General features: G+C 69.3%; 23 protein-coding genes and 1 other RNA gene. 7 read left to right on the plus strand and 17 right to left on the minus strand.

The features are described 5' to 3' along the window. Nucleotides 1-30: 30 nt before the first annotated feature. Complete coding sequence (locus O4G76_RS01725) at nt 31-780, minus strand: DUF6473 family protein (RefSeq protein WP_269395690.1); 750 nt, start codon at nt 778-780, stop codon at nt 31-33. Nucleotides 781-915: 135 nt separating this feature from the next. Here O4G76_RS01725 and O4G76_RS01730 point away from each other — a divergent pair, with 135 nt between their 5' ends. Then, nucleotides 916-1791, plus strand: coding sequence for a 3-hydroxybutyryl-CoA dehydrogenase (locus tag O4G76_RS01730; protein WP_269395691.1), 876 nt, complete (start codon nt 916-918; stop codon nt 1789-1791). A gap of 42 nt (nt 1792-1833) precedes the next feature. Here O4G76_RS01730 and O4G76_RS01735 read toward each other — a convergent pair whose 3' ends face one another. Genes O4G76_RS01735 through O4G76_RS01760 form a run of 6 tightly spaced genes read right to left on the minus strand, consistent with a single transcriptional unit; the run spans nt 1834 to nt 6373 of the window. After that, nucleotides 1834-2106, minus strand: a complete 273-nt coding sequence (locus O4G76_RS01735; RefSeq protein WP_085896192.1) for an HPr family phosphocarrier protein — start codon at nt 2104-2106, stop codon at nt 1834-1836. Beyond that, on the minus strand, nt 2103-2522 hold the full coding sequence (locus O4G76_RS01740) for a PTS sugar transporter subunit IIA (protein WP_085896191.1): 420 nt from the start codon (nt 2520-2522) through the stop codon (nt 2103-2105). The genes O4G76_RS01735 and O4G76_RS01740 overlap by 4 nt, the downstream gene beginning before the upstream one ends. Then, nucleotides 2519-3478, minus strand: coding sequence for an RNase adapter RapZ (rapZ, locus tag O4G76_RS01745; protein ID WP_269395692.1), 960 nt, complete (start codon nt 3476-3478; stop codon nt 2519-2521). The genes O4G76_RS01740 and rapZ overlap by 4 nt, the downstream gene beginning before the upstream one ends. Then, entirely contained in the window at nt 3475-3849 is a 375-nt protein-coding gene (locus tag O4G76_RS01750; protein ID WP_269395693.1) for a serine kinase, read from the minus strand. The genes rapZ and O4G76_RS01750 overlap by 4 nt, the downstream gene beginning before the upstream one ends. Before the next feature lie 56 nt (nt 3850-3905). After that, nucleotides 3906-5642, minus strand: a complete 1737-nt coding sequence (locus O4G76_RS01755; protein ID WP_269395694.1) for a sensor histidine kinase — start codon at nt 5640-5642, stop codon at nt 3906-3908. 29 nt (nt 5643-5671) lie between these two features. Beyond that, the gene (locus O4G76_RS01760; RefSeq protein ID WP_269395695.1) at nt 5672-6373 is read right to left on the minus strand and encodes a response regulator transcription factor; all 702 of its coding nucleotides are present in this window, start codon (nt 6371-6373) and stop codon (nt 5672-5674) included. 317 nt (nt 6374-6690) lie between these two features. On the opposite strand from O4G76_RS01760, the gene O4G76_RS01765 reads away from it, so the two are divergent. Together O4G76_RS01765 and O4G76_RS01770 are read left to right on the plus strand one after the other, a co-directional pair. Further along, nucleotides 6691-8289 (plus strand): phosphoenolpyruvate carboxykinase, encoded by a 1599-nt coding sequence (locus O4G76_RS01765; protein WP_269395696.1) that lies wholly within the window; start codon nt 6691-6693, stop codon nt 8287-8289. A 107-nt stretch (nt 8290-8396) separates the two neighbouring features. Beyond that, on the plus strand, nt 8397-9431 hold the full coding sequence (locus O4G76_RS01770) for a S9 family peptidase (RefSeq protein WP_269395697.1): 1035 nt from the start codon (nt 8397-8399) through the stop codon (nt 9429-9431). On the opposite strand, the gene O4G76_RS01775 is transcribed toward O4G76_RS01770, so the two are convergent. Beyond that, nucleotides 9428-10063: a ribonuclease T2 gene (locus tag O4G76_RS01775; RefSeq protein WP_269395698.1), complete on the minus strand. Its 636-nt coding sequence runs from the start codon at nt 10061-10063 to the stop codon at nt 9428-9430. The genes O4G76_RS01770 and O4G76_RS01775 overlap by 4 nt on opposite strands. A 134-nt stretch (nt 10064-10197) precedes the next feature. Between O4G76_RS01775 and O4G76_RS01780 the strand changes: the two genes are divergently transcribed. Then, complete coding sequence (locus O4G76_RS01780) at nt 10198-10974, plus strand: DUF1013 domain-containing protein (RefSeq protein ID WP_269395699.1); 777 nt, start codon at nt 10198-10200, stop codon at nt 10972-10974. 46 nt (nt 10975-11020) lie between these two features. Here the strand turns inward: O4G76_RS01780 and O4G76_RS01785 are convergent, their stop codons facing one another. The 8 genes from O4G76_RS01785 to O4G76_RS01820 form a co-directional block, all read right to left on the minus strand. Next, the gene (locus O4G76_RS01785; protein ID WP_269395700.1) at nt 11021-11449 is read right to left on the minus strand and encodes a PACE efflux transporter; all 429 of its coding nucleotides are present in this window, start codon (nt 11447-11449) and stop codon (nt 11021-11023) included. Between the two features lie 130 nt (nt 11450-11579). Continuing rightward, nucleotides 11580-12173: a recombination mediator RecR gene (gene recR / locus O4G76_RS01790; RefSeq protein WP_085896182.1), complete on the minus strand. Its 594-nt coding sequence runs from the start codon at nt 12171-12173 to the stop codon at nt 11580-11582. Nucleotides 12174-12240: 67 nt separating this feature from the next. Then, nucleotides 12241-12585, minus strand: a complete 345-nt coding sequence (locus O4G76_RS01795; protein WP_085896181.1) for a YbaB/EbfC family nucleoid-associated protein — start codon at nt 12583-12585, stop codon at nt 12241-12243. Between the two features lie 77 nt (nt 12586-12662). After that, a complete protein-coding gene (locus O4G76_RS01800; RefSeq protein ID WP_269395701.1) occupies nt 12663-14426 on the minus strand; it encodes a DNA polymerase III subunit gamma/tau in 1764 nt (587 codons plus the stop codon). A gap of 71 nt (nt 14427-14497) precedes the next feature. Continuing rightward, nucleotides 14498-14887 (minus strand): YidH family protein, encoded by a 390-nt coding sequence (locus tag O4G76_RS01805; RefSeq protein ID WP_269395702.1) that lies wholly within the window; start codon nt 14885-14887, stop codon nt 14498-14500. Between the two features lie 45 nt (nt 14888-14932). Continuing rightward, complete coding sequence (gene rsgA, locus O4G76_RS01810; RefSeq protein WP_269395703.1) at nt 14933-15952, minus strand: ribosome small subunit-dependent GTPase A; 1020 nt, start codon at nt 15950-15952, stop codon at nt 14933-14935. A 143-nt stretch (nt 15953-16095) separates the two neighbouring features. Continuing rightward, an RNA gene (gene ffs, locus O4G76_RS01815) (signal recognition particle sRNA small type) lies at nt 16096-16192 on the minus strand. Nucleotides 16193-16244: 52 nt separating this feature from the next. Then, nucleotides 16245-16904: an HAD family phosphatase gene (locus O4G76_RS01820; protein ID WP_269395704.1), complete on the minus strand. Its 660-nt coding sequence runs from the start codon at nt 16902-16904 to the stop codon at nt 16245-16247. A 287-nt stretch (nt 16905-17191) separates the two neighbouring features. Between O4G76_RS01820 and nudC the strand changes: the two genes are divergently transcribed. Both nudC and O4G76_RS01830 read left to right on the plus strand, forming a co-directional pair. Then, complete coding sequence (gene nudC, locus O4G76_RS01825) at nt 17192-18166, plus strand: NAD(+) diphosphatase (protein WP_269395705.1); 975 nt, start codon at nt 17192-17194, stop codon at nt 18164-18166. A gap of 60 nt (nt 18167-18226) precedes the next feature. Then, nucleotides 18227-18694: an SRPBCC family protein gene (locus tag O4G76_RS01830; RefSeq protein ID WP_269395706.1), complete on the plus strand. Its 468-nt coding sequence runs from the start codon at nt 18227-18229 to the stop codon at nt 18692-18694. 4 nt (nt 18695-18698) lie between these two features. Here the strand turns inward: O4G76_RS01830 and O4G76_RS01835 are convergent, their stop codons facing one another. After that, nucleotides 18699-19550, minus strand: coding sequence for a prephenate dehydratase (locus O4G76_RS01835; protein ID WP_269395707.1), 852 nt, complete (start codon nt 19548-19550; stop codon nt 18699-18701). A gap of 108 nt (nt 19551-19658) precedes the next feature. On the opposite strand from O4G76_RS01835, the gene O4G76_RS01840 reads away from it, so the two are divergent. Next, nucleotides 19659-20195 carry a cytochrome c family protein gene (locus O4G76_RS01840; protein WP_269395708.1) on the plus strand — a complete coding sequence of 179 codons (537 nt, stop codon included), beginning with the start codon at nt 19659-19661 and terminating at the stop codon, nt 20193-20195. The last annotated feature ends 118 nt before the right edge of the window (nt 20196-20313 follow it).

Raw genomic sequence — 20313 nt, forward strand, 5'->3', positions numbered from 1 at the left:
CCCCGGCGCGGCGGTCCCGGGGCGCGCCCCTCAACCGGCCTCGGCCGTGAGGCTGCGCGCCAGATCCAGAGCGACCCGCCGGTGCTGCGCCATCTCGGTCGCCTCGTCGCAGGGCACCACCACGACGCCCTGCGCCAGCGGGCACAGCGCCTCGATCATCGCCGGGGTCACGAAGAGCGGGTCGGGGCCGAGGCGCCCATGGCCCAGCCGCCGCGGCAGTGCCACGAGCGTCACCGGCACCTCGATGCGATCGAACAGGCCGCGCATCCGCATGCTCCAGGCGGCGCGCAGCTCGTCGCGTACCGCGTCGAACCGCCCCGGATCATGGTGGTGCAGGGTTTCGAGCATGTGGCGCACGAAGCAGAAATCGGTGAAGTCGATCTCCGGGTAGAGCGCGCGCAGCTTGGCCGAGGCCCGCAGGAAGCGGTCGTTGCGGCGCGGGTGCACGGTGTAGAAGCGATTGCCCAGCCCCTGCGCCCCGGTGAGCTGCAGCACCACCCGATCGGCGCCGTTGCACAGCGCCAGCAGGGCCGCGTCGCCGAACAGCGCCCCGGGCCCGGCGTTCATCGTCCCGAGATTGATGCAAGGAAGGCCCAGCTCCTGCTCCAGCAGGGCCGGAAAGGGCAGCGCCAGACCCGGACCGAAGGTCTCGGTGCCGCCCGCGCAGGCGATATAGGCCCGGTCGAGCCGTCGCAGCGGCGCTCTTACCTCAAGCCGCGAATTCCCGTAGCGGCCGCGTATGATCCGCGGGCCGGCCAAGCCGATCGTTTCGTGCCTCATGGTGCACCCCAACCCATTTTCCCGCCGAGGATCAGAGCAGGAAAGGCTTGCCAGACCGCTAAGCGCCCTCCGGCGCTTGTGAGCGGGGCAGCTGCGGACCTATGGTGCGGCCGAATCGGGAGAAGGAACTGGCAGATGGCGATCGAGAAGGTGGGCGTCGTGGGCGCGGGGCAGATGGGCAACGGCATCGCCCATGTCTTTGCGCGGGCGGGTTACGATGTGGTGCTGACCGATATCAGCGCCGAGGCGCTGCAACAGGCGGTGGCGCTGATCGGGCGCAACCTCGACCGGCAGATTTCCAAGGGGACGCTGAGCGAGGCCGAGAAGTCCGAGGCGCTGGGTCGGATCTCGACCACGCAGACCCTGACCGACCTCGGACCCTGCGACCTGATCATCGAGGCCGCGACCGAGCGCGAGGCGGTGAAGACCGCGATCTTCGAGGAATTGGTGCCGCATCTGGCGCCGCACACGATCCTGACCTCGAACACCTCGTCGATCTCGATCACCCGGCTCGCCTCGCGCACCGACCGGCCCGAGAAATTCATGGGCTTCCACTTCATGAACCCGGTGCCGGTGATGCAGCTGGTCGAGCTGATCCGCGGCATCGCCACGGATGACGAGACGTTCCGCGCCTGCCTCGATGTGGTCGAGCGGCTCGGCAAGACGGCGGCGACCTCCGAGGATTTCCCGGCCTTCATCGTCAACCGCATCCTGATGCCGATGATCAACGAGGCGGTCTACACGCTCTATGAGGGGGTGGGCTCGGTATCCTCGATCGACACCTCGCTCAAGCTCGGGGCGAATCATCCGATGGGGCCGCTGGAGCTGGCCGATTTCATCGGGCTCGACACCTGCCTCGCGATCATGAACGTGCTGCATGACGGGCTCGCGGACACCAAGTACCGGCCCTGTCCGCTGCTGACGAAATACGTCGAGGCGGGCTGGCTCGGCCGCAAGACCAAGCGCGGCTTCTACGATTATCGCGGCGAGACGCCGGTCCCGACCCGCTGAAGCGGGCAAGGCCGGTCTTCGATACGGAAGGCGAGGGGGGCTTCAGCCCCCTTCGCCGAAGCAATCCGCGACCAGCGCCTCGATCGCGTCGGCGAGACGCTCGGCCTCGGCGCCCGAGGTTTCGACGTCGATCCAGGTGCCGCGCGAGGCGGCAAGCATGAGAAGCCCCATGATGCTGTCGCCGGTGGTCGAGAGACCGTCCCGGCTGACCGTCGCCTCGGCGTCGAAGGATTCGACGGTTTCGGCGAGTTTGGCGGAGGCGCGGGCGTGCAAGCCCTTTACGTTGATGATCTGCAGGCGTCTCGAGGTCGTCATGTTCCGGTACGTGTCTCCGTCTGCAGTCCTGCATCGACGATCAGGCTGTCGATGTATTTGCGCCCCGCCGTGAGCGCCGCGCGCACCGCCTCGGGGACGGTCTTGCCGCGCGACTTGGCGAGCTTGATGAGCATGGGGAGGTTGGCGCCGTAGAGGATGCGCCGATCCGAGACCGAGCAGGCCCTGAGCGACAGGTTCGAGGGCGAGCCGCCGAACATGTCGGTCACGATCACCACCCCGTCGCCGGTATCGACACTGTCGGCGGCGACGCAGATCTCCTCCTGCTTGGCGGCGCGGTCGTCGTCGGGCAGGATGGTGATGGCGATGACGCCGGTCTGATGGCCCACGACGTGTTCCACGGCGGCGAGATATTCGCGTGCGAGCCCACCATGGGCCACGATGACGATTCCGATCACGCGACTTGTCCCCGTACGGTCGTCGGGCTCCCCGTCCCGGCGCGGCGTTCCAGCTCCCTGTGACGTTTAGACACCTGCCATCCCTCCTTCGCAAGGGCCTTGGCCAACCGTTCGGTCACGGCGACCGACCGGTGTTGCCCGCCCGTGCAGCCGAAGCCGATCGACAGATGCGTCTTGCCCTCGGCGTGATAGGCGGGAAGCAACGGTATCAGAAAATCGCACATCGAGGTGAAGAAGTCGTCAAAGCGGGGATCGCCCGCGACATGCGCATCGACGGCGGCATCGCGCCCGTCCAGCGGCCGCAGTTCCGGCTCCCAATGCGGGTTGCGCAGGAACCGGCAGTCGATCACGAGGTCGAGCCCGCGCGGCAGGCCGCGCTTGTAGGAAAAGCTGTGCAGCGTCACCGCCAGCGTCCGCCCCTCCGGCGGCGCGAACCAGCGCTCGATCTCGACCCGCAGATCGTGCGGCGAAAGACCGGAACTGTCGAGCAGCACGTCGGCCCGGGCCCGCACCGGCACCAGCAATTCGCGTTCGCGGGCAATACCGGCCGACGGGCATTCGGCGGGTGCGAGGGGGTGGCGGCGCCGCGTCTCGGAATAGCGCTGCACCAGTACGTCCTCGTCGCAGTCGAGATAGAGCACCTGGAGCGCCAACTCCGGGCGCTGCGCCAGCCGGTCGATCGCGTCGATCAGCGCATCGGTCGTGAAATCGCGGTTGCGCACGTCGAGCCCGAGCGCGAGCGGATGCGACAGCGGCGGCCCCTCGAGCAGCCGGGGCAGCAGCGACAATGGCAGATTGTCGATCACCTCGAAGCCGAGATCCTCGAGCACGTTGATCGCGGTGGTGCGTCCGGCGCCGGACGGGCCGGTGACCAGCACGAGGTTCTGGCGCCCCTCATCGGGCGCGGGGGACCGGGAACCGGCCGGGGCAAGGGCTAGGGCAGGGTCGGGTATCATGGCTCTCTCCGTCCTGCCTTGAGATACTGCAGGATCGCCGGCGCGAAATGGCCTGTCCCAATGTTGTGAAGCAAAGGGAGGGAACAGCCCAGATAGGTGACGCAACGTTTCGGGGGGAGACGTTCGGTCTCGGGGCGGTCGAGCGCCACCGCGAGGCACGGCGCTGCGGGACCGGCGGGCCGCGCCTCGAGCAGCCCGACGCCGCGCGCCTCGATCAGCCCGGCGATCGCGGCGGGGCAGGTGGCGCGCAGCCCGCCATCGGCGCCGACATAGACCAGCGTGCGGTCGTCGGCCACGAGATCGCAGCCATAGGCCATCAACTCAAGAGCGAGCGCGGACTTGCCGCTGCCCGACGGGCCGGTGATCAGCACCCCACGCCCCTGCCATGCGACGCAGCTCGCATGGAGGGAAAGAGGCGCCGCCCCGGTCAGATCGGAAGGCCCACGACGAAGCGGGCGCCCAGCGGCTCCGAGGTCGGATCGGCCTCGGTCGGCCGGATGTTCTCGGCCCAGATCACGCCGCCATGCGCCTCGACGATCTGCTTGGAGATGGCGAGGCCGAGGCCGGAATTGTTGCCGAACTGCTGCTCGGGCCGCTCCGAGTAGAAGCGCTGGAAGATCTTGGTCAGCGCCTCTTCGGGGATGCCGGGGCCGGTATCCTCGACCACGACGAGCACCCGGTTCTCGCGCTGGCGGGCCCAGATGCGGATCGCGTCGCCATCCTCGCAAAACGAGATGGCATTGGTGATCAGGTTGACGAAGACCTGCGCCAAACGCCCTTCGAGGCCCTGGATGTGGATCGGTCGCGACGGCAGATCGGCGATGAAATCGATTCCCTTCAGCGCTGCTTCGCGGCCGAGGAAATCGTTGAGGTTCGACAGCATCTTCAGCAGGTCGAAGCTCTCCTCCTCCTCCTTCACCAGCTCGGCGTCGAGCCGCGAGGCGTTGGAGATGTCCGAGACCAGCCGGTCGAGCCGGCGCACGTCGTGCTCGATGACGTCGAGAAGCTTTTCACGGTGATCCTCGCGCTTGACCACGCGCAGGCTTCCCACGGCCGAGCGCAGCGAGGCCAGCGGATTCTTGATCTCGTGCGCCACGTCGGCGGCGAACTGCTCGTTGCCCTCGATCCGGTCGTAGAGCGCGGCCACCATGCCCCTGAGCGCCGCCGAGAGGCGGCCGATCTCGTCGGGCCGGGCGGTGAGGTCAGGGATCCGCACCTTGGTGGGGGCGAATTTGCGGGCGTTGCGGTCGCGCCCGGTCTCGGCGGCGGCGGCCAGCTCGGAGAGCGGGTTGGCGATGGTCGAGGCGAGCACGAGGCTGAGGCCGATCGAGACCAGCATGCCGATGACGAACATCTGCAGCACCTGCTCGCGCTCGCGCCGCACCAGCGCGTCGATCTCGCCGGCCGCCGAGGTGACGGCGACCACGCCGACGGCGCGACGACCCTGCTCGATCGGCGTCGCCACCGCAAAGATGGTGCGGCCCTGCGCGTCAGTCCGGGTCTGCACCGCGGTGCCGCCAGCCAGCGCCGGCGACACCAGCGCCTTCGCCGCGTCGGCGGTGCCGAAGGCGGGGGGCGGGGCGCTCGCGGGCGACAGCAGCCCGGCCAGCGCCTCCCATCCTGAATTGAGCAGATCGGTCAGCACCGTGCCGCCGGTTCCGAGGTCGAGCCCGCTCACCGCCTCGCGGCCCTGCGCCGCGGTCTCGCCGGCGAGCTGCCCCGAGGCGTCGAAGACCCGCAGCTCGATGCCGTCGCGCAGATCGAGCGCCGCGAGGCTCGCCTCGACATCGATGCCGTCGCCGGTGATCAGGTTGACCGGCGCGCCGGCGGGCAGCTGCACCTCGAACAGATCGGCGATCAGCTCGGCCTGGCTCACCAGCGACGAGGCGCGCTGGAAGGCGAGGTTGTCGCGCGACGGCGCCAGATAGAGCATCCCCGCGACCAGCAGCAGCAGCGCGATCAGGTTGAAGGTGATGATCTTGCGCGCCAGCGGCGAGCGGTTGAGCTGCACCAGCCTGCGGCGGCGGCGCGGCCGCTCGGCCCCGTTCTCGGGCGTGACCCAATCCTCGCCCAGCAGCACCCGCTCGCGCGTTTCGGACCCGCCGCGGGCGGCGCGCCGGACCGAGTTCAGGTCCCGCACGTCGATCTTGGGGGCGGCGGTCATGATGCGCTCATGCTCCGGGACGACCTCTCTTATTCCTCGTTGTAGCGATAGCCGATGCCATAGAGGGTTTCGATCGCCGAGAAGTCGGGATCGGCGTTGCGCATCTTCTTGCGCAGCCGCTTGATGTGGCTGTCGATGGTGCGGTCGTCGACATAGACCTGATCGTCATAGGCCACGTCCATCAGCTGGTCGCGGCTCTTGACGAAGCCCGGGCGCTGCGCGAGCGCCTGCAGCAGCAGGAACTCGGTCACGGTGAGCGACACGTCCTTGCCCTTCCAGGTCACGGCGTGGCGCAGCGGGTCCATGGTGAGCTGGCCGCGCTCCATCACCTTGTTCTCCTCGGTGACCTCGACGGTCTCGCCCGAGATCGCGTCCTGGCGGCGCAGCAGCGCCCGGATGCGCTCCACCAGCAGGCGCTGGCTGAAGGGTTTCTTGACGTAGTCGTCGGCACCCATGCGCAGGCCGAGCACCTCGTCGATCTCGTCATCCTTGGAGGTGAGGAAGATCACCGGCATCTGGGTCTTCTGGCGCAGACGCTGCAGCAGATCCATGCCGTCCATGCGCGGCATCTTGATATCGAGCACGGCCATGTCGGGCAGCTTCTTGTTGAAGGCATCGAGCGCCATCTGGCCGTCATTGTAGGTCTCGACCTCGAAGCCCTCGGCTTCGAGCGTCATCGACACCGAGGTCAGAATGTTTCGATCGTCATCCACCAGCGCGATTCTCGACATCGAAATCCCTTTCCTGCTCGGATTCTCTTCTTGGACCTTGCTTTGTCATCCCGGTTTGACCCTCCCAGATCAAGGGCGGAGAGCGAATCGTGGCCCTGAAGACGCCTCATTTGTGCCGAAATGGAATAACCAATGGCTAAAATGCCTCACCTTTTCGACCTCTCCAAAGCGCCCCTGCCGCTGCGGCAGGCGCGGCGGCCGGACGGTTGCGCTAACAGTCCGACTGGTTGCGCTAACTGGATGGTCGCCTTGGAAATCATCGTGTTAAGCCCTTTGCACCGGGTCGGAAGGCGACCCCGATCAAAGGAGCCGGTCAGATGCAGCATGGACGCGTGAACCCCGAAATGACGCTCGAGGCGCAGGGGGTCTCCGGACTGGGCGAGGTCTATTACAACCTCACCGAGCCGCAGCTGATTCAGGCGGCGATCCGTGCGGGCGAGGGCAAGCTGGGCCAGGGCGGCACGCTTCTGGTGACCACCGGCCAGCACACCGGTCGCAGCCCCAAGGACAAGTTCGTGGTCCGCTCGGCCACCACCGAAGACACGATCTGGTGGGAGAACAACGCCGCGATGGAGCCGACCGCCTTCGCGACGCTCAAGGCCGACATGCTGGCGCATCTGGCGGGCCGCTCGATGCATGTGCAGGACCTCTATGCCGGGGCCGACCCGGCGCATCGCATCGACGTGCGCATGGTGACCGAGCTGGCCTGGCACGGGCTGTTCATCCGCCATCTGCTGCGCCGCCCCGAGCGCGCCGAGCTGGACGGCTTCGTGCCGGAATACACGGTGATCAACGCGCCGAGCTTCCGCGCCGACCCCGAGCGTCATGGCTGCCGGTCCGGCACCGTGATCGCGATCGATCTCGACCAGAAGATGATCCTGATCGGCGGCACCGAATATGCGGGCGAGAACAAGAAGGCGGTGTTCACGCTGCTGAACTACCTGCTGCCCGAGAAGGGCGTGATGCCGATGCACTGCTCGGCCAACCACGCGCCGGGCAACCCGGTCGACACCGCCGTCTTCTTCGGCCTGTCGGGCACCGGCAAGACCACGCTTTCGGCCGATCCGTCGCGCGTGCTGATCGGCGATGACGAGCATGGCTGGTCGGATCGCGGCGTCTTCAACTTCGAGGGCGGCTGCTACGCCAAGACGATCTCGCTCTCGGCCGAGGCCGAGCCCGAGATCTACGCCACCACCCGCAAGTTCGGCACCGTGATCGAGAACATGGTGTATGACGAGGACACGCTGGAGCTCGATTTCGAGGACAGCTCGCTTACCGCGAACATGCGCTGCGCCTATCCGCTGCACTACATCTCCAATGCCTCGGAGAGCGCGCTGGGCGGGCATCCGAAGAACATCGTGATGCTGACCTGCGACGCCTTCGGCGTGCTGCCGCCGATCGCGCGGCTGACCCCGGCTCAGGCGATGTACCACTTCCTGTCGGGCTTCACCTCGAAGGTGGCCGGCACCGAGCGCGGCGTGACCGAGCCCGAGCCCACCTTCTCGACCTGCTTCGGTGCGCCCTTCATGCCGCGCCGTCCCGAGGAATACGGCAAGCTGCTGCAGCAGAAGATCGGCAATCACGGCGCCACCTGCTGGCTCGTCAACACCGGCTGGACCGGCGGCGCCTACGGCACCGGCCGCCGCATGCCGATCGCCGCGACGCGGGCGCTGCTCGCCGCGGCGCTCGATGGCACGCTGGCCGAGGGGGCGTTCCGCAAGGACGTGAATTTCGGCTTCGACGTGCCGGTCTCGGTCGAGGGCGTCGACGACGCGCTGCTCGATCCGCGCGGCACCTGGGCCGACCCTGCCGCCTATGACGCGCAGGCCGCGAAGCTGGCGCAGATGTTCGCCGACAACTTCGCGCAATACGTGCCGCATATCGACGAGGACGTGCGCGCCGCCGCCATCGGCTGAGGCCTGCGCACCCGTTCCGCGGGGGAGGGGAGGCCCCCGCGGAACGCTTGACAGCCGGGCGCCATGGCCGCCCTATCGGGCGGCTGACGCGCCCCCGGAGACCCGCCATGACCAAGCCGTTTCTCGCTCTCATCGGCGCGGCGCTTCTCGCCGCCCCGCTCCTTGCCCAGGAGGCGGAGAGGTCCGAGGCCGACACGACCGAAACGCAGGTGTCCGAGCCGCTCGGGAGCGCCGAGCCGGACGCGGCCGCCGCGCCCGGGATCGATCTTTCCACGCTGATGATCACCGCGCCTTGGCCGCGCCCTCTGCCGCTCTCGGACGGGCGCGCCGGGCTCTCGGACCGGGTCTCCTTCGAGGTCGAGGGCACGCCGGTCTACGGCACTCTGGCGCTCCCGCCCGACGGCCCCGCGCCCACGGTGCTGATGCTGCACGGCTTTACCGGCGACCGCGACGAGCTCGACATCGCGGGGGTGGAGGAGGGCGTGTTCCGCCGCACGGCCCGGCTTCTGGCCGAGGCGGGCTATGCCAGCCTGCGCATCGATTTCCGCGGCTCCGGCGAAAGCGTCGAAGGCTTCGATTTCGCCGATACCACCTTCGAAAGCCAGATCGCCGATGCGCGGGCGGCGCTCGACTGGCTCGGGAGCGAGGACCGCGCCGGTGGCCCGCTCTACCTGATCGGCTGGAGCCAGGGCGGGCTGGTCGCGGCCTCGCTCGCCGGGCGCGGCGCGCCGGTCGAGGCGGTGGCGCTCTGGGCCGCGGTGGCCGATCCGCAGATCACCTTCGCCACGCTGTTCGGCCCCGAGACGCTGGCCGAGGGCGTGCTGTCGGAGAGGCCGACCGAGCTGACCCTGCCCTGGGGCGCGGAGATCACGCTGGGCCAGCCCTTCTTCGAAGGCGTCATCGCCGCCGACCCGGTGGCCGAGATCGCGGGCTATGACGGGCCGCTCTTCGTGGCGCAGGGCACCGAGGACGCGACCGTCGACCCGGCACAGGCCGAGATGTTGCTCTCCGCGCATGAGGGGCGCGAGGAGCTGTGGCTTAGGGAAATGGACCACGCCTTCGACGCCTTCGAGGGGCCGGAGCGGCTCGACGAAATGGTCGCGGCCACCGTGGCCTTCTTCGACATGCTGGGCGCGCCCTAGCGGATCGGCAGCATCAGCGCATCGGACAGCGCGCAATCGCGGATCACGTCGGCGCCGCAATCGCGCGGTTCGAGATCGCGGGTCAGGCAGATCCGCACCTCCTGCACCATCCCGTCGCGGCAGGTCACGGTGAGCCCGTCGGCGGTGAGTTCCGGGTTGTCGCGCAGGAATGCCTCCTCGACTAGGCTGGCCGGCAGGGTGATCTCGCGCTCCAGCCGCCGGAATTCCTTGGGGCGCGCCACGCGCTCATAGGCCGCGCGGGCGGTCTCGAAATAGGCGTCCGGCGACATTCCCGAGCAGGTGCCGTGCTTCTTCCACTGGTGCCAGGCCGAGCCGCCGCTGCCCATGATGTCGGCCATCGCACCGGTACGGGCGCGCGAGGGTGGCGCCTGGGGCGTGGCGCAGTAATCGGGCCATCCGGTCTCGTATTGCGGCCAGAGCCCGTGCAACACCCAGCCATGGTCGCGGCTCGCCTCGCATTGCTCGGAGCCGCGCGCCTCTCCCTCGCGGGCGCACCAGCCGGGCGACCAGCTCAGCGCCAGCACGTAGTAGTCGAATTCGCCCGCCGTCTCGGCCCGCAGGGGCGAGGCGAGAAGCGCCAGCGCCGCGAAGGCTCTTGCCGCAAAGGTCATTTATGTCTTTCCTCCAGCCGGTGTGATCCCTATATAGCGCGATGAGTTCCCCGAAAATGGAAACCAAGGATCGCCATGGCGGTCCGCCCCAGGCCGGGGCCGGGGGAAGACGTGTTTTTCGAAAGGGTGTTCACATGGCTGACAAACCGCTCATGGCCAAGGCCACCGCCGTCTGGCTGGTGGACAACACGACGATCAGCTTCAAGCAGATCGGCGATTTCTGCGGGCTGCACGAGCTCGAGGTGCAGGGCATCGCCGACGGCGACGTGGCCGCGGGCGTGAAGGGCTTCGACCCGGTCGCCAACAACCAGCTGACGCAGGACGAGATCGAGAAGGCGGAGAAGAACCCGCTGCACAAGCTGAAGCTCAAGTTCAACGCCTCCGCCGTCGGCGAGGAGAAGCGCCGGGGCCCGCGCTACACGCCGCTGTCCAAGCGTCAGGACCGGCCCGCCTCGATCCTGTGGCTGGTCAAGTTCCACCCCGAGCTGTCGGATGGTCAGATCTCCAAGCTGGTCGGCACCACCAAGCCGACGATCCAGGCGATCCGCGAGCGCACCCACTGGAACATCGGCAACATCGACCCGATCGACCCGGTGGCGCTGGGGCTGTGCCGCCAGTCCGAGCTCGATGCCGCCGTGCAGCAGGCCAATGCCAAGCGCCTTCGCGACGGATCGGCGATGAGCGACGACGAGCGCCGCAAGCTGGTCTCGACCGAGCAGAGCCTCGGCATGTCGCCCGAGCCCAAGATGCCCTCCTCGATCTCGGGGCTGGAAAGCTTCACCCTGTCGGAGAGCAACGACGCCGAAGAGGAGGAGGCCGAGGAGCCGCAGGACGAGCGCGACGTCTCGGATGCCGACAGCTTCTTCAACCTGCCCAAGGGCGGCGACGAGGACGAAGACGAGGACAAGTAAGTTCTTGGCTGCGCCGGGCCCCTCGCGGGCGCCCGGCGCGGGCGGCTCAGGCTGCCACCCGGCCGTCGGGATCGGGAAAGACCCTGTCGTAGCACCAGGTGAAGACGAAGGTGTAGACGAGGTAGAACAGCGCGAAGCTGAGCTGCACCACGAAGGATTCCACGTAGCCCAGCCCCAGCCACCACGAGAAGATCGGCAGCAGGATCAGCAGCAGCCCCAGCTCGAAGGCGGTGGCATGCAGCGCCCGGAGCGGCATCGTCTTGGTGGTGGTGCCACGCCAGTGCTTCAGCGCGTGGTCGAAGGCGAAGTTGAACGCGTAGTTCCAGCAGGTCGCCACCAGCGACGAGATCACGCTGATCGCGCCGATGTCGAACAGCGGAAAACCGTAGAGCCACGATCCGAACGGCGTGACCAGCGCCAGCCCGAGAAGCTCGAAGCTGACGGCCTGCCGGATGCGGTCGGATTTGGTGCGCATGAGATCTCCGCTCTTGCCGTGTCCGTCGGGTCGTCCCGATCTTTCAGGCCCCGGACGGGGCGGAGGTCGTCCTCGCTCGCTACAGGAAATATGTTGCGGCGCCGTTGCGCCGCAAGGGGGCGCGGTTCGGTTACAGGCTGCGCCGTGCCCTCAATGCCGCGCTGATCGTGCCGTCATCGAGATAATCCAGCTCGCCGCCCACCGGCACGCCCTGCGCCAGCGAGGTCACCGAAACGTCCGGTAGCTGGTCGGCGATGTAATGCGCCGTGGTCTGGCCGTCGATCGTGGCGCCGAGCGCGAGGATCACCTCGGACACCGCCTCGGCGCGCACCCGGTCCATGAGACGCGGAATGCGCAGCTCCTCGGGGCCGACGGCGTCGAGCGCCGAGAGCGTGCCGCCGAGCACGTGGTAGCGGCCCTTGAACACGCCCGAGCGTTCCATGGCCCAGAGATCGGCCACGTCCTCGACCACGCAGATCTGCCCCGTCGCCCGGCGCTCGTCGGCGCAGATGCCGCAGATGTCGCCGGTGCCGACATTGCCGCAATTGAGGCATTCGCGCGCGGTGGCGCCGACCTCGGTCATCGCCTCGGCCAAGGGCGCGAGCAGCGTGCCGCGCTTCTTGACGAGATGCAGCACCGCGCGCCGCGCCGAGCGGGGCCCGAGCCCCGGCAGGCGCGACATCAGCTCGATCAGCCGGTCGATGGCCTCGCGATCCTCGCTCATGCCATGGCCCATCGCGGGGCGGCAGGGCGGTGCAGGATATTTGCAGGGTGACGGAGCAGGGCGGGCCTCAGAACGGCAGGTTCATGCCCGCGGGCAGGCCGAGCTCTTCCTGAATCTTCTTCATCTCCTGCTGCGCCCGCTCGGTGGCGCGCGACTGCGCGTCCTTGATCGCGGCGAGGATCAGGTCCTCGACCACCTCCTTCTCGGAGGCCACGAAGATCGACGGGTCGATGTCGAGCCCGGTGAGCTCGCCCTTGGCGGTCGCCGTCGCCTTCACCAGCCCCGCGCCGCTTTCGCCGGTCACGGTGATGGTCTCCAGATCCTCCTGGATCTTGGCCATCTTGCCCTGCATCTCCTGCGCGGCCTTCATCATCTTGGACATGTCGCCCAGGCCGCCGAGCCCCTTGAACATCGCTGATCTCCTCGAATGCGTTCGCCCAGAGATACGGTCGAGGCCGCCCCGTCACAAGGGCGGCACCGCGAAAGCCGTCACTCTTCCTCGAACGGGTCCCACTCGTCCTCGACCTCGGCGAGCGCCTCCTCGGCGGCGTGCTGGCTGCGCTCGGCCTCGGTACGGATCTCGGTGATCCTCGCCTTGGGGAAGGCCGCGAAGACGGCGCGCACCAGCGGATGCGCCTCGGCCTCCTGTCGGAGCGCCAGCGCCGCCGCGTCGCGGGTCTCGGCGATGGTGGGCTGGCCGCCCTCGTTGGCGACGCTGATCGCCCAGCGCGCGCCGGTCCAGGCCTGCAGCTTCTGGCCCAGCCGCTGCGCCATGTCGGCGCGCGCGTCCGGGGTCGGTTCGAACTCGATCCGGCCGGGGCTGTAGCGCACCAGCCTCAGCGTGGTCTCGACCTCGATCAGCATCTGCACGTCGCGATGCGTACGGATGAGCTCGACCACGTCCTCGAAGCGGGCATAGCGCGCCAGCGCGTTTTCCGTGGCGATCGCCAGCGCGGGCTGCGCCGCGCCGCGCGCCGAGGGTCCCGACGGGCCGGCATGGGTGGGCGCGGGGGTGCCGCGCGCCTGGACCTGGCCGCCCTGCGCGGGTCGCGCGCCGCCGCCATTGCCGCCACCGGGGGGCGGCGGCGGGACGGGCGCATCCTGCAGCTTGCGCACGAGTTCCTCGGGGCTTGGCAGATCGGCCACGTGGGTCAGGCGGATCACCGCCATCTCGGCCGCCATCATCGCGTTGGGGGCGTGCGCCACCTCTTCGAGCGCCTTTAGCAGCATCTGCCACAGCCGGGTCAGCACCCGCATCGGCAGCGCCTCGGCCATCTGCGCGCCGCGCGCCCGCTCATCCGGGCCGACGGTGGGGTCGTCGGCGGCCTCGGGCGTGATCTTGATGACCGAGACCCAGTGCGCGATCTCGGCCAGATCGCGCAGCACCGCCATCGGGTCGGCGCCCTCGGCGTATTGCGCCGAAAGCTCGGTCAGCGCCGCCGCCGCCTCGCCCTTGAGGATCATGTCGAACAGGTCGAGCACCCGGCCGCGATCGGCGAGGCCGAGCATGGCACGGATCTGCTCCGCAGTGGTTTCGCCCGCGCCATGGCTGATCGCCTGATCCAGAAGCGAGGTCGCGTCGCGCGCCGAGCCTTCGGCGGCGCGGGTGATCAGCGCCAGCGCGTCATCGGCGATCTGCGCGCCCTCGGCATCGGCGATGCGGCGCAGCATCCCGATCATCACCTCGGGCTCGATCCGGCGCAGGTCGAAGCGCTGGCAGCGCGACAGCACCGTCACCGGCACCTTGCGGATCTCGGTGGTGGCGAAGATGAACTTCACATGAGCCGGCGGCTCCTCCAGCGTCTTGAGGAGCGCGTTGAACGCCCCCGTCGACAGCATGTGGACCTCGTCGATGATGTAGACCTTGTAGCGCGCCGAGGCCGCCCGGTAGTGCACGCTGTCGATGATCTCGCGGATGTTGGCGACACCGGTGTTCGAGGCCGCGTCCATCTCCATCACGTCGACATGGCGGCCCTCCATGATCGCCACGCAATGCTCGCACTGCCCGCAGGGCTCGGTCGTCGGGCCGCCATCGCCATCGGGGCCAATGCAGTTCATGCCCTTGGCGATGATCCGCGCGGTCGTGGTTTTACCGGTGCCCCGGATGCCGGTCATGATGAAGGCCTGCGCGATGCGGTTGGCGGCGAAGGCGTTCTCGAGCGTGCGCACCATCGCGTCCTGCCCCACCAGGTCGGCGAAGGTCTCGGGCCGGTATTTCCGGGCGAGGACCTGATAGGCGGGGGCGTCGGACATGCGTGGGACTCCGGTCGAGGGGACCGGGCCAAACTAGGGCTTGGCGCCGCCGAGGTCCACCTCGCGGGATCTCACAACAGCCACAGGATCGCGCCCGTGGCCAATCCGCCGAAGGACAGCAGCAGCGCGAGGATCAGCATGCGCCGGACGCTCTGCGCCTCGGCGTCGTGGCTGGAGATGCGCGCCTGCGCCTTGCGCGCCTCATGCGCCGAGGCGGCGAAGATCAGCAGCGCGCCGAGGATGAAGATCGTGGCCACGGCCTTGGCCATCCAGGTCGGGTCGAACTCGCCGAACACCGCCTTGAGGCCGATCGCCACGGCCAGCGCCGCCATGCCGGTGCGCATCCAGCCCGCGAAGGTCCGCTCATTGGCCAGAAGCGTCCGGTCCTCGGCCCAGTCGGTGCGGCGTTCGGCCCATTCGGTCTTGGGGTCGGTTTCGCGATCGCCTTCGGTCTCGTCCATGCGTCCTCCCTGACCGGGCCATCAGGCCCGGCAGGAGCGGAGGCGTCAACCGCCCTTGCGGCGGCGCGCCCCACGCTGGATCGTCTTGATCCTCTTGGTGAAGGACCTGCCCCGCGCGCGGCCCTCGGCGAGGGTTTCGCTGTTGTGCCGGTCCTCGGCCTCCAGCTTGCGCCAGCGCGCGAGACGGTCGGGGTCGAGATCGCCCGCATCGAGCGCGGCGCGGACCGCGCAGCCCGGCTCGGTTTCATGCGCGCAGTCGCTGAACCGGCACCCGCTCACCAGCGCGGTCACGTCGTCGAACAGCTCCTCGATTCCCTCGGCGGTATCGGTGAGCTGCAGCTCGCGCATGCCGGGCGTGTCGATCAGCCAGCCGCCGGCGCGACAACGCCGGAGCGCCCGGTAGGTGGTGGTGTGACGCCCCTTGGCGTCGTCCTCGCGAATGCCCGCCGTGGCCTCGGCCCCGCCGGTGAGCGCGTTCTGCAGCGTCGTCTTGCCGACGCCCGAGGAGCCGACGAGGGCCAGCGTCTGGCCCGGCCCGCACCAAGGCTCCAGCCGCGCCGCGTCGTCCAGATCGCGCGCGTTGAGCGCCAGCGCCACGACCAGCGGCGAGATCGCGCGGGCCTGCGCGAGATAGGGCTCGGGGTCCTCCACCATGTCGGATTTGGTGAGGATCACCAGCGGCAGGCAGTCGCCGGCCATGGCCAGCGCCACGTAGCGTTCCAGCCGCGCCGGGTTGAAGTCGTCATTGCAGCTGGTGACGATGCCGAGGCTGTCGACATTGGCGGCGACAAGCTGGCGCGAGACGGTGTGACCGGCGGCCTTGCGGGCGATCTGGCTGCGCGGCGCGAGCCGCATCCGCGCCTGCCCGTCGCGCATGCCGACCCAGTCGCCGACGGCGAAGGAGCCGGCACCGGAGGGCGCGCCGATCTTCACCGGGCCCTCCGGGGTGAGCGCCACGAGGATCGTGCGATGGATCTCGGCGATGCGCGCGGGGGCGTCGCCCTCTTCGAGCTGGCGCGCGAAATGGTCCGACCAGCCGAGGTCGGAAAGCGTGAGGTCTGTCAATGGATTGGTCCCGTCACGAAAGAACACGGGCCCGCCGGAGCGGGCAGCTTCGCGTCGGGCGAGGGGCGGCTCAGGCGGCCCCGGCCCGGAGGGCGATCACAATCTCCATGATGTCCTCCGTCATTCGGGTGGGGGATCGAATGGGTGAGAGGCTGGAACACGACCCAAGCGGGGCTCGTTGCGGCTGCTTCCTTCCGGACCTGACCGGGTTGGCGAGGCGCTTGCCCGCGCCAACCTCTCGAGGCCGATATAGGGAAGGGCGGCGCGGGACGCAAGGCCGCCGGGCCGCGTCTCAGGCCGGCAGCGGCAACAGCCCGGCGGCCCGCGCGCCCTCGATCAGGTCACGGGCCAGATGCGTGGCGTGGCGGCCCTCGCTGGCGTTCAGGTCGGGCACCTGCACCACGGTCATGCCCGCGGCATGGCCGGCTTGCGCGCCGGTTTCGCTGTCTTCGAAGACGAGGCAGCGGGCGGGGTCGGCGCCAAGGCGGCGCGCCGCCTCGAGATAGGCGTCGGGCGCGGGCTTGGCGTTCTCGATGTCCTCCACCGTCACGATGGTCTCGACATGGGCGTCGAGCCCGGCGGCGCGGATCTTGGCCAGTCCCGGCGCGCGGCGCGACGAGGTGGCGATCGCCATCGGCAGGCCGAGCCCGGCGATCGCCGCGATCAGCGCCTCGGCACCGGTCTTGAGTGACAGCCCCGGCGCGAGGCGCGCCTCGACCCGCGCGTCCCAGTCGGCATAGAAGCGCGCCGCGTCGAGCGGCTTGCTGGTATGTTCGCGGATCAGCTCCACCCGGCGGTCGTCATGTACCCCCGCGAGGCTTTCGAAGAAGTCGGGACCGATCTCGATGCCCTGCGCGGCCAGAGCGGGCAGCGCCTCGGCGTTGCACAGGGTTTCGGTGTCGACCAGCGTGCCGTCGAGGTCGAAGATCACGGCGTCATAGCTGCGGGGCATCGGGGCATCCTTGTCCTGGCGGGGCCGCCATAGCCAAGCGGGAGCGCGGAGTCGATGGGCCCGCGAGAGGGGGCGGGCGGAGCGGGTCGCGCGCCATGCGATCCGGTGGCTCTTCCCTGCCGCGCCATGCAGGCCGGTTCGTCGCGAGCGGCGCTCGGCCGGGCCTCGGTCATGTCGCGACGGTTGCATTTCTGGGGGCTGGTTCCGCCCCCGCCCGGCTTTACATGGCGGCGGCGTCGCGCATTCTGCGCGATGCTGCCGCATCATTTCACGAAGGAGCACGCCGAATGGGGCTTTTGGACAGGATCACCTTCGGCGGTGGCGGGCTCGATCGCGCCGCGGCGCTGCGCATCGATTCGGACGGGTGCGCCGCGTTGGCGGCGCGCCCCGGGTCGCGAGTGCTGCCGCTGTGGCGCGGCCGTGTGCTGCTCGCGGCGGACCGGCTGGCGGGGCTGCCTTTCGATCACGAGGCACTGGCCGATGGTGGGGCCGATGACGGGGCAGACGCGGCGGCGGAAACGGTGCTGCTCGGCCGCGACGCGGCGGGGGAGGGGATCTGGGCGCGACGCCTGCCGGACTGGCCGGGCGCGCCCGAAACGGTGGCCCCAAAGGAGGAGGTCGCGCATCCGGCGATCGAGGGGGCCGTCTTCGCCGAGCTGCGGGGTCGCATGGCGACGCTCGACGCGCGCGATGCCGAGCTGGCGGCAATGGGTCGGGCGGTGCTGAACTGGCATGCCTCGCACCGGTTCTGCGCGGCCTGCGGAGCCCGCAGCCGGGTGTCGCAGGCGGGCTGGCGCCGCGACTGCCCCGCCTGCGACACGCCGCATTTCCCGCGCACCGACCCGGTGGTGATCATGCTGGTGACGCATGGCGATGCGGTGCTTCTGGGCCGGGCGCCCGGCTGGCCCGAACGGATGTATTCGGTGCTGGCGGGCTTCGTCGAGCCGGGCGAGACCGCCGAGGCGGCGGTGCGCCGCGAGGTGGCCGAGGAGGTTGGCGTGTCGGTGGGGCATGTCGGCTACGTCGCCAGCCAGCCCTGGCCCTTTCCGGCGTCGCTAATGCTGGGGTTTCACGCCCGTGTCGAGGGGGCGGAGCGTCCCGCGCTGCGCCCCGATCCCGCCGAGATCGCCGCCGCCCACTGGGTGTCGCGGCAACGGCTGGCGCGGATCTTCGCGCAGGAGGATGCCGAGATCCGCGCGCCGCTCAGGGGCGCGATCGCACGGCATTTGATGTGGAACTGGCTTGCGGGCCGGATGGATTGACGCGAGAAATGGGCCAACAGGGGCGATCTGGCGTCCCGTGAGACCAAGCGAGGCACAGGCATGGAACTCTCGTCGCAACAGCGGGTCGCGGCCCCGCGCGATTTCGTCTTCGCGCAAGCCAGCGACTTCACCGCCTTCGAACGGCAGGCGCTCCGGCGCGGCATCGAGGTCGAGAGCCGGGGTGGCCCCGAGGCGCTGGGCCGCGGCTGGAGCGCATCGGTGCCGGTGATGGGGCGCGAGCGCGAGATCGCGGCCGAGATCGTGGGCTATGCCGCGCCCGAGGATTACACAGTGCGCGGCGAAAGCTCGGGCGTCGAGATCCTGGTGCGGGTCGAGACCCTGCCGGAGGAAGAGCTCGACCACAGCCGGCTCGGCCTGTCGGTGACGCTGGCGCCGCGCTCGATGCCCGGGCGGCTGGTGCTGCAATCGCTGAAGCTGGCGCGCGGATCGCTCGAGACCCGGCTCGCGGGGCGGCTCGAGGGCTATGCGCGCGAGATCGAGGCGCGCTGGGCCCGGCGCGCCGGCTGAAGGCTCAGCCGCGCGGTGCCGGTTCGTGCCGGCGCGGCGCCGCCGGGAACACGCCCATCAGCTTGATGCTGTCGGTGAAGTAATCCAGCTCGTCGAAGGCGAGCTGGACGTTGCGGTCGTCGGGGTGGCCCTCGATCTCGGCATAGAACTGGGTCGCGGTGAACTGGCCGCCGACCATGTAGCTCTCGAGCTTGGTCATGTTGACGCCGTTGGTCGCGAAGCCGCCCATCGCCTTGTAGAGCGCGGCCGGGATGTTGCGCACCCGGAACACGAAGCTGGTCATCATCCCCGCCTTGCCGCGCCGCTTCAGGTCGGGCTCGCGCGCCATCACGAGAAAGCGGGTGGTGTTGCGCTCGTGATCCTCGATGTGGCGCGCCAGCACGTCGAGACCGTAGATCTCGGCCGCGATCTCCGAGGCCAGCGCGGCGTGGCGCGGGTCGTTCAACTCGGCGATGGCGCGGGCGGACCCGGCGGTGTCGGCACCGGTATGCGGCGTGATCGAATGCTCGCGCAGGAAGCCCCGGCACTGGCCCAGAAGCACGGTGTGGCTGGTCGCGGTCTCGACCTGGGCCAGCCGCGCGCCTTTCACCCCGAGCAGGTTGATATGCACCCGCACGAAGGCCTCGTCGACGATGTGCAGCCCGCTTTCGGGCAGCAGGTGGTGCACGTCGGCGACCCGGCCATAGGTCGAGTTCTCGACCGCGATCATGCCCAGATCGGCGGTGCCCTTGCGCACCGCCTCGATCGCGTCCTCGAAGGTGGTGCAGGGCAGGGGCTCCATGTGCGGACGCGCCTCGGCGCAGGCCTGATGCCCGTAGGCCCCGAGTTCTCCCTGGAATGCGATGCGACCGGCCATGGTGGATCCTCCCCTCAACAGGCGTCCCCATAAGGGCAATTCGTCGCGGGACTACACCTTGCAACCGCGCGCGGGAAGCGGATACATACCCGCGAAACGCCGAACGGAATGGAACGCGACATGTTCGACACGATGACCCTGACCAAGGTCGTTGGCGGCCTCTGCGGCACGCTGCTGGTCTTCCTCCTTGGTGGCTGGGCCGCCGACATCATCTATGGTGGCGGCCATGGCGGTGGTCATGGCGAGGTCGAGCAGGCCTATTCGATCCCGGTCGAGGAGAGCGGGGATGGCGGCGCCGCCGAAGAAGAGGCCGTGCCCTTCGAAGAGATCTACGCCTCGGCCGATGCCGCCGCCGGCGAAGGCGTCTGGCGCAACTGCCGCTCCTGCCACGCGCTGGAGGACGGCGTGAACGGCACCGGCCCGTCGCTGCACGCCGTGGTCGGCCGCGAGGTCGGCGCCTATCCGGGCTATGACTACTCGGGCGCGCTCAAGGCGGTGGCCGATGTCTGGTCGCCCGAGAACCTCGACGGCTTCCTCGCCAACCCGCGCGACTACGCGCCTGGCACCAAGATGACCTATAACGGCCTCAAGGACGCCGAGGATCGCGCCAATCTGATCGCCTATCTGGCGACGATCGGCAGCTGATCCCGCGCGCAGCCGAGGATTGCAGGGCCGTCCCGGGAGGGGCGGCCCTTTTCGCATGGCCGAATTCGCCGCGCGACGTGGCGGACACGTGCCGCTCACGCATTCTCGCCTTGAACGT

Source organism: Limimaricola sp. G21655-S1 (assembly GCF_027213785.1).
Classification (GTDB): Bacteria; Pseudomonadota; Alphaproteobacteria; order Rhodobacterales; family Rhodobacteraceae; genus Limimaricola.

Coding starts and splice junctions, on each gene's coding strand:
- O4G76_RS01725 (WP_269395690.1), bottom strand. CDS start 780: ATGAGGCACGAAACGATCGGCTTGGCCGGCCCGCGGATCATACGCGGC.
- O4G76_RS01730 (WP_269395691.1), top strand. CDS start 916: ATGGCGATCGAGAAGGTGGGCGTCGTGGGCGCGGGGCAGATGGGCAAC.
- O4G76_RS01735 (WP_085896192.1), bottom strand. CDS start 2,106: ATGACGACCTCGAGACGCCTGCAGATCATCAACGTAAAGGGCTTGCAC.
- rapZ (WP_269395692.1), bottom strand. CDS start 3,478: ATGATACCCGACCCTGCCCTAGCCCTTGCCCCGGCCGGTTCCCGGTCC.
- O4G76_RS01755 (WP_269395694.1), bottom strand. CDS start 5,642: ATGACCGCCGCCCCCAAGATCGACGTGCGGGACCTGAACTCGGTCCGG.
- O4G76_RS01760 (WP_269395695.1), bottom strand. CDS start 6,373: ATGTCGAGAATCGCGCTGGTGGATGACGATCGAAACATTCTGACCTCG.
- O4G76_RS01765 (WP_269395696.1), top strand. CDS start 6,691: ATGCAGCATGGACGCGTGAACCCCGAAATGACGCTCGAGGCGCAGGGG.
- O4G76_RS01770 (WP_269395697.1), top strand. CDS start 8,397: ATGACCAAGCCGTTTCTCGCTCTCATCGGCGCGGCGCTTCTCGCCGCC.
- O4G76_RS01775 (WP_269395698.1), bottom strand. CDS start 10,063: ATGACCTTTGCGGCAAGAGCCTTCGCGGCGCTGGCGCTTCTCGCCTCG.
- O4G76_RS01780 (WP_269395699.1), top strand. CDS start 10,198: ATGGCTGACAAACCGCTCATGGCCAAGGCCACCGCCGTCTGGCTGGTG.
- O4G76_RS01785 (WP_269395700.1), bottom strand. CDS start 11,449: ATGCGCACCAAATCCGACCGCATCCGGCAGGCCGTCAGCTTCGAGCTT.
- recR (WP_085896182.1), bottom strand. CDS start 12,173: ATGAGCGAGGATCGCGAGGCCATCGACCGGCTGATCGAGCTGATGTCG.
- O4G76_RS01795 (WP_085896181.1), bottom strand. CDS start 12,585: ATGTTCAAGGGGCTCGGCGGCCTGGGCGACATGTCCAAGATGATGAAG.
- O4G76_RS01800 (WP_269395701.1), bottom strand. CDS start 14,426: ATGTCCGACGCCCCCGCCTATCAGGTCCTCGCCCGGAAATACCGGCCC.
- O4G76_RS01805 (WP_269395702.1), bottom strand. CDS start 14,887: ATGGACGAGACCGAAGGCGATCGCGAAACCGACCCCAAGACCGAATGG.
- O4G76_RS01820 (WP_269395704.1), bottom strand. CDS start 16,904: ATGCCCCGCAGCTATGACGCCGTGATCTTCGACCTCGACGGCACGCTG.
- nudC (WP_269395705.1), top strand. CDS start 17,192: ATGGGGCTTTTGGACAGGATCACCTTCGGCGGTGGCGGGCTCGATCGC.
- O4G76_RS01830 (WP_269395706.1), top strand. CDS start 18,227: ATGGAACTCTCGTCGCAACAGCGGGTCGCGGCCCCGCGCGATTTCGTC.
- O4G76_RS01835 (WP_269395707.1), bottom strand. CDS start 19,550: ATGGCCGGTCGCATCGCATTCCAGGGAGAACTCGGGGCCTACGGGCAT.
- O4G76_RS01840 (WP_269395708.1), top strand. CDS start 19,659: ATGGAACGCGACATGTTCGACACGATGACCCTGACCAAGGTCGTTGGC.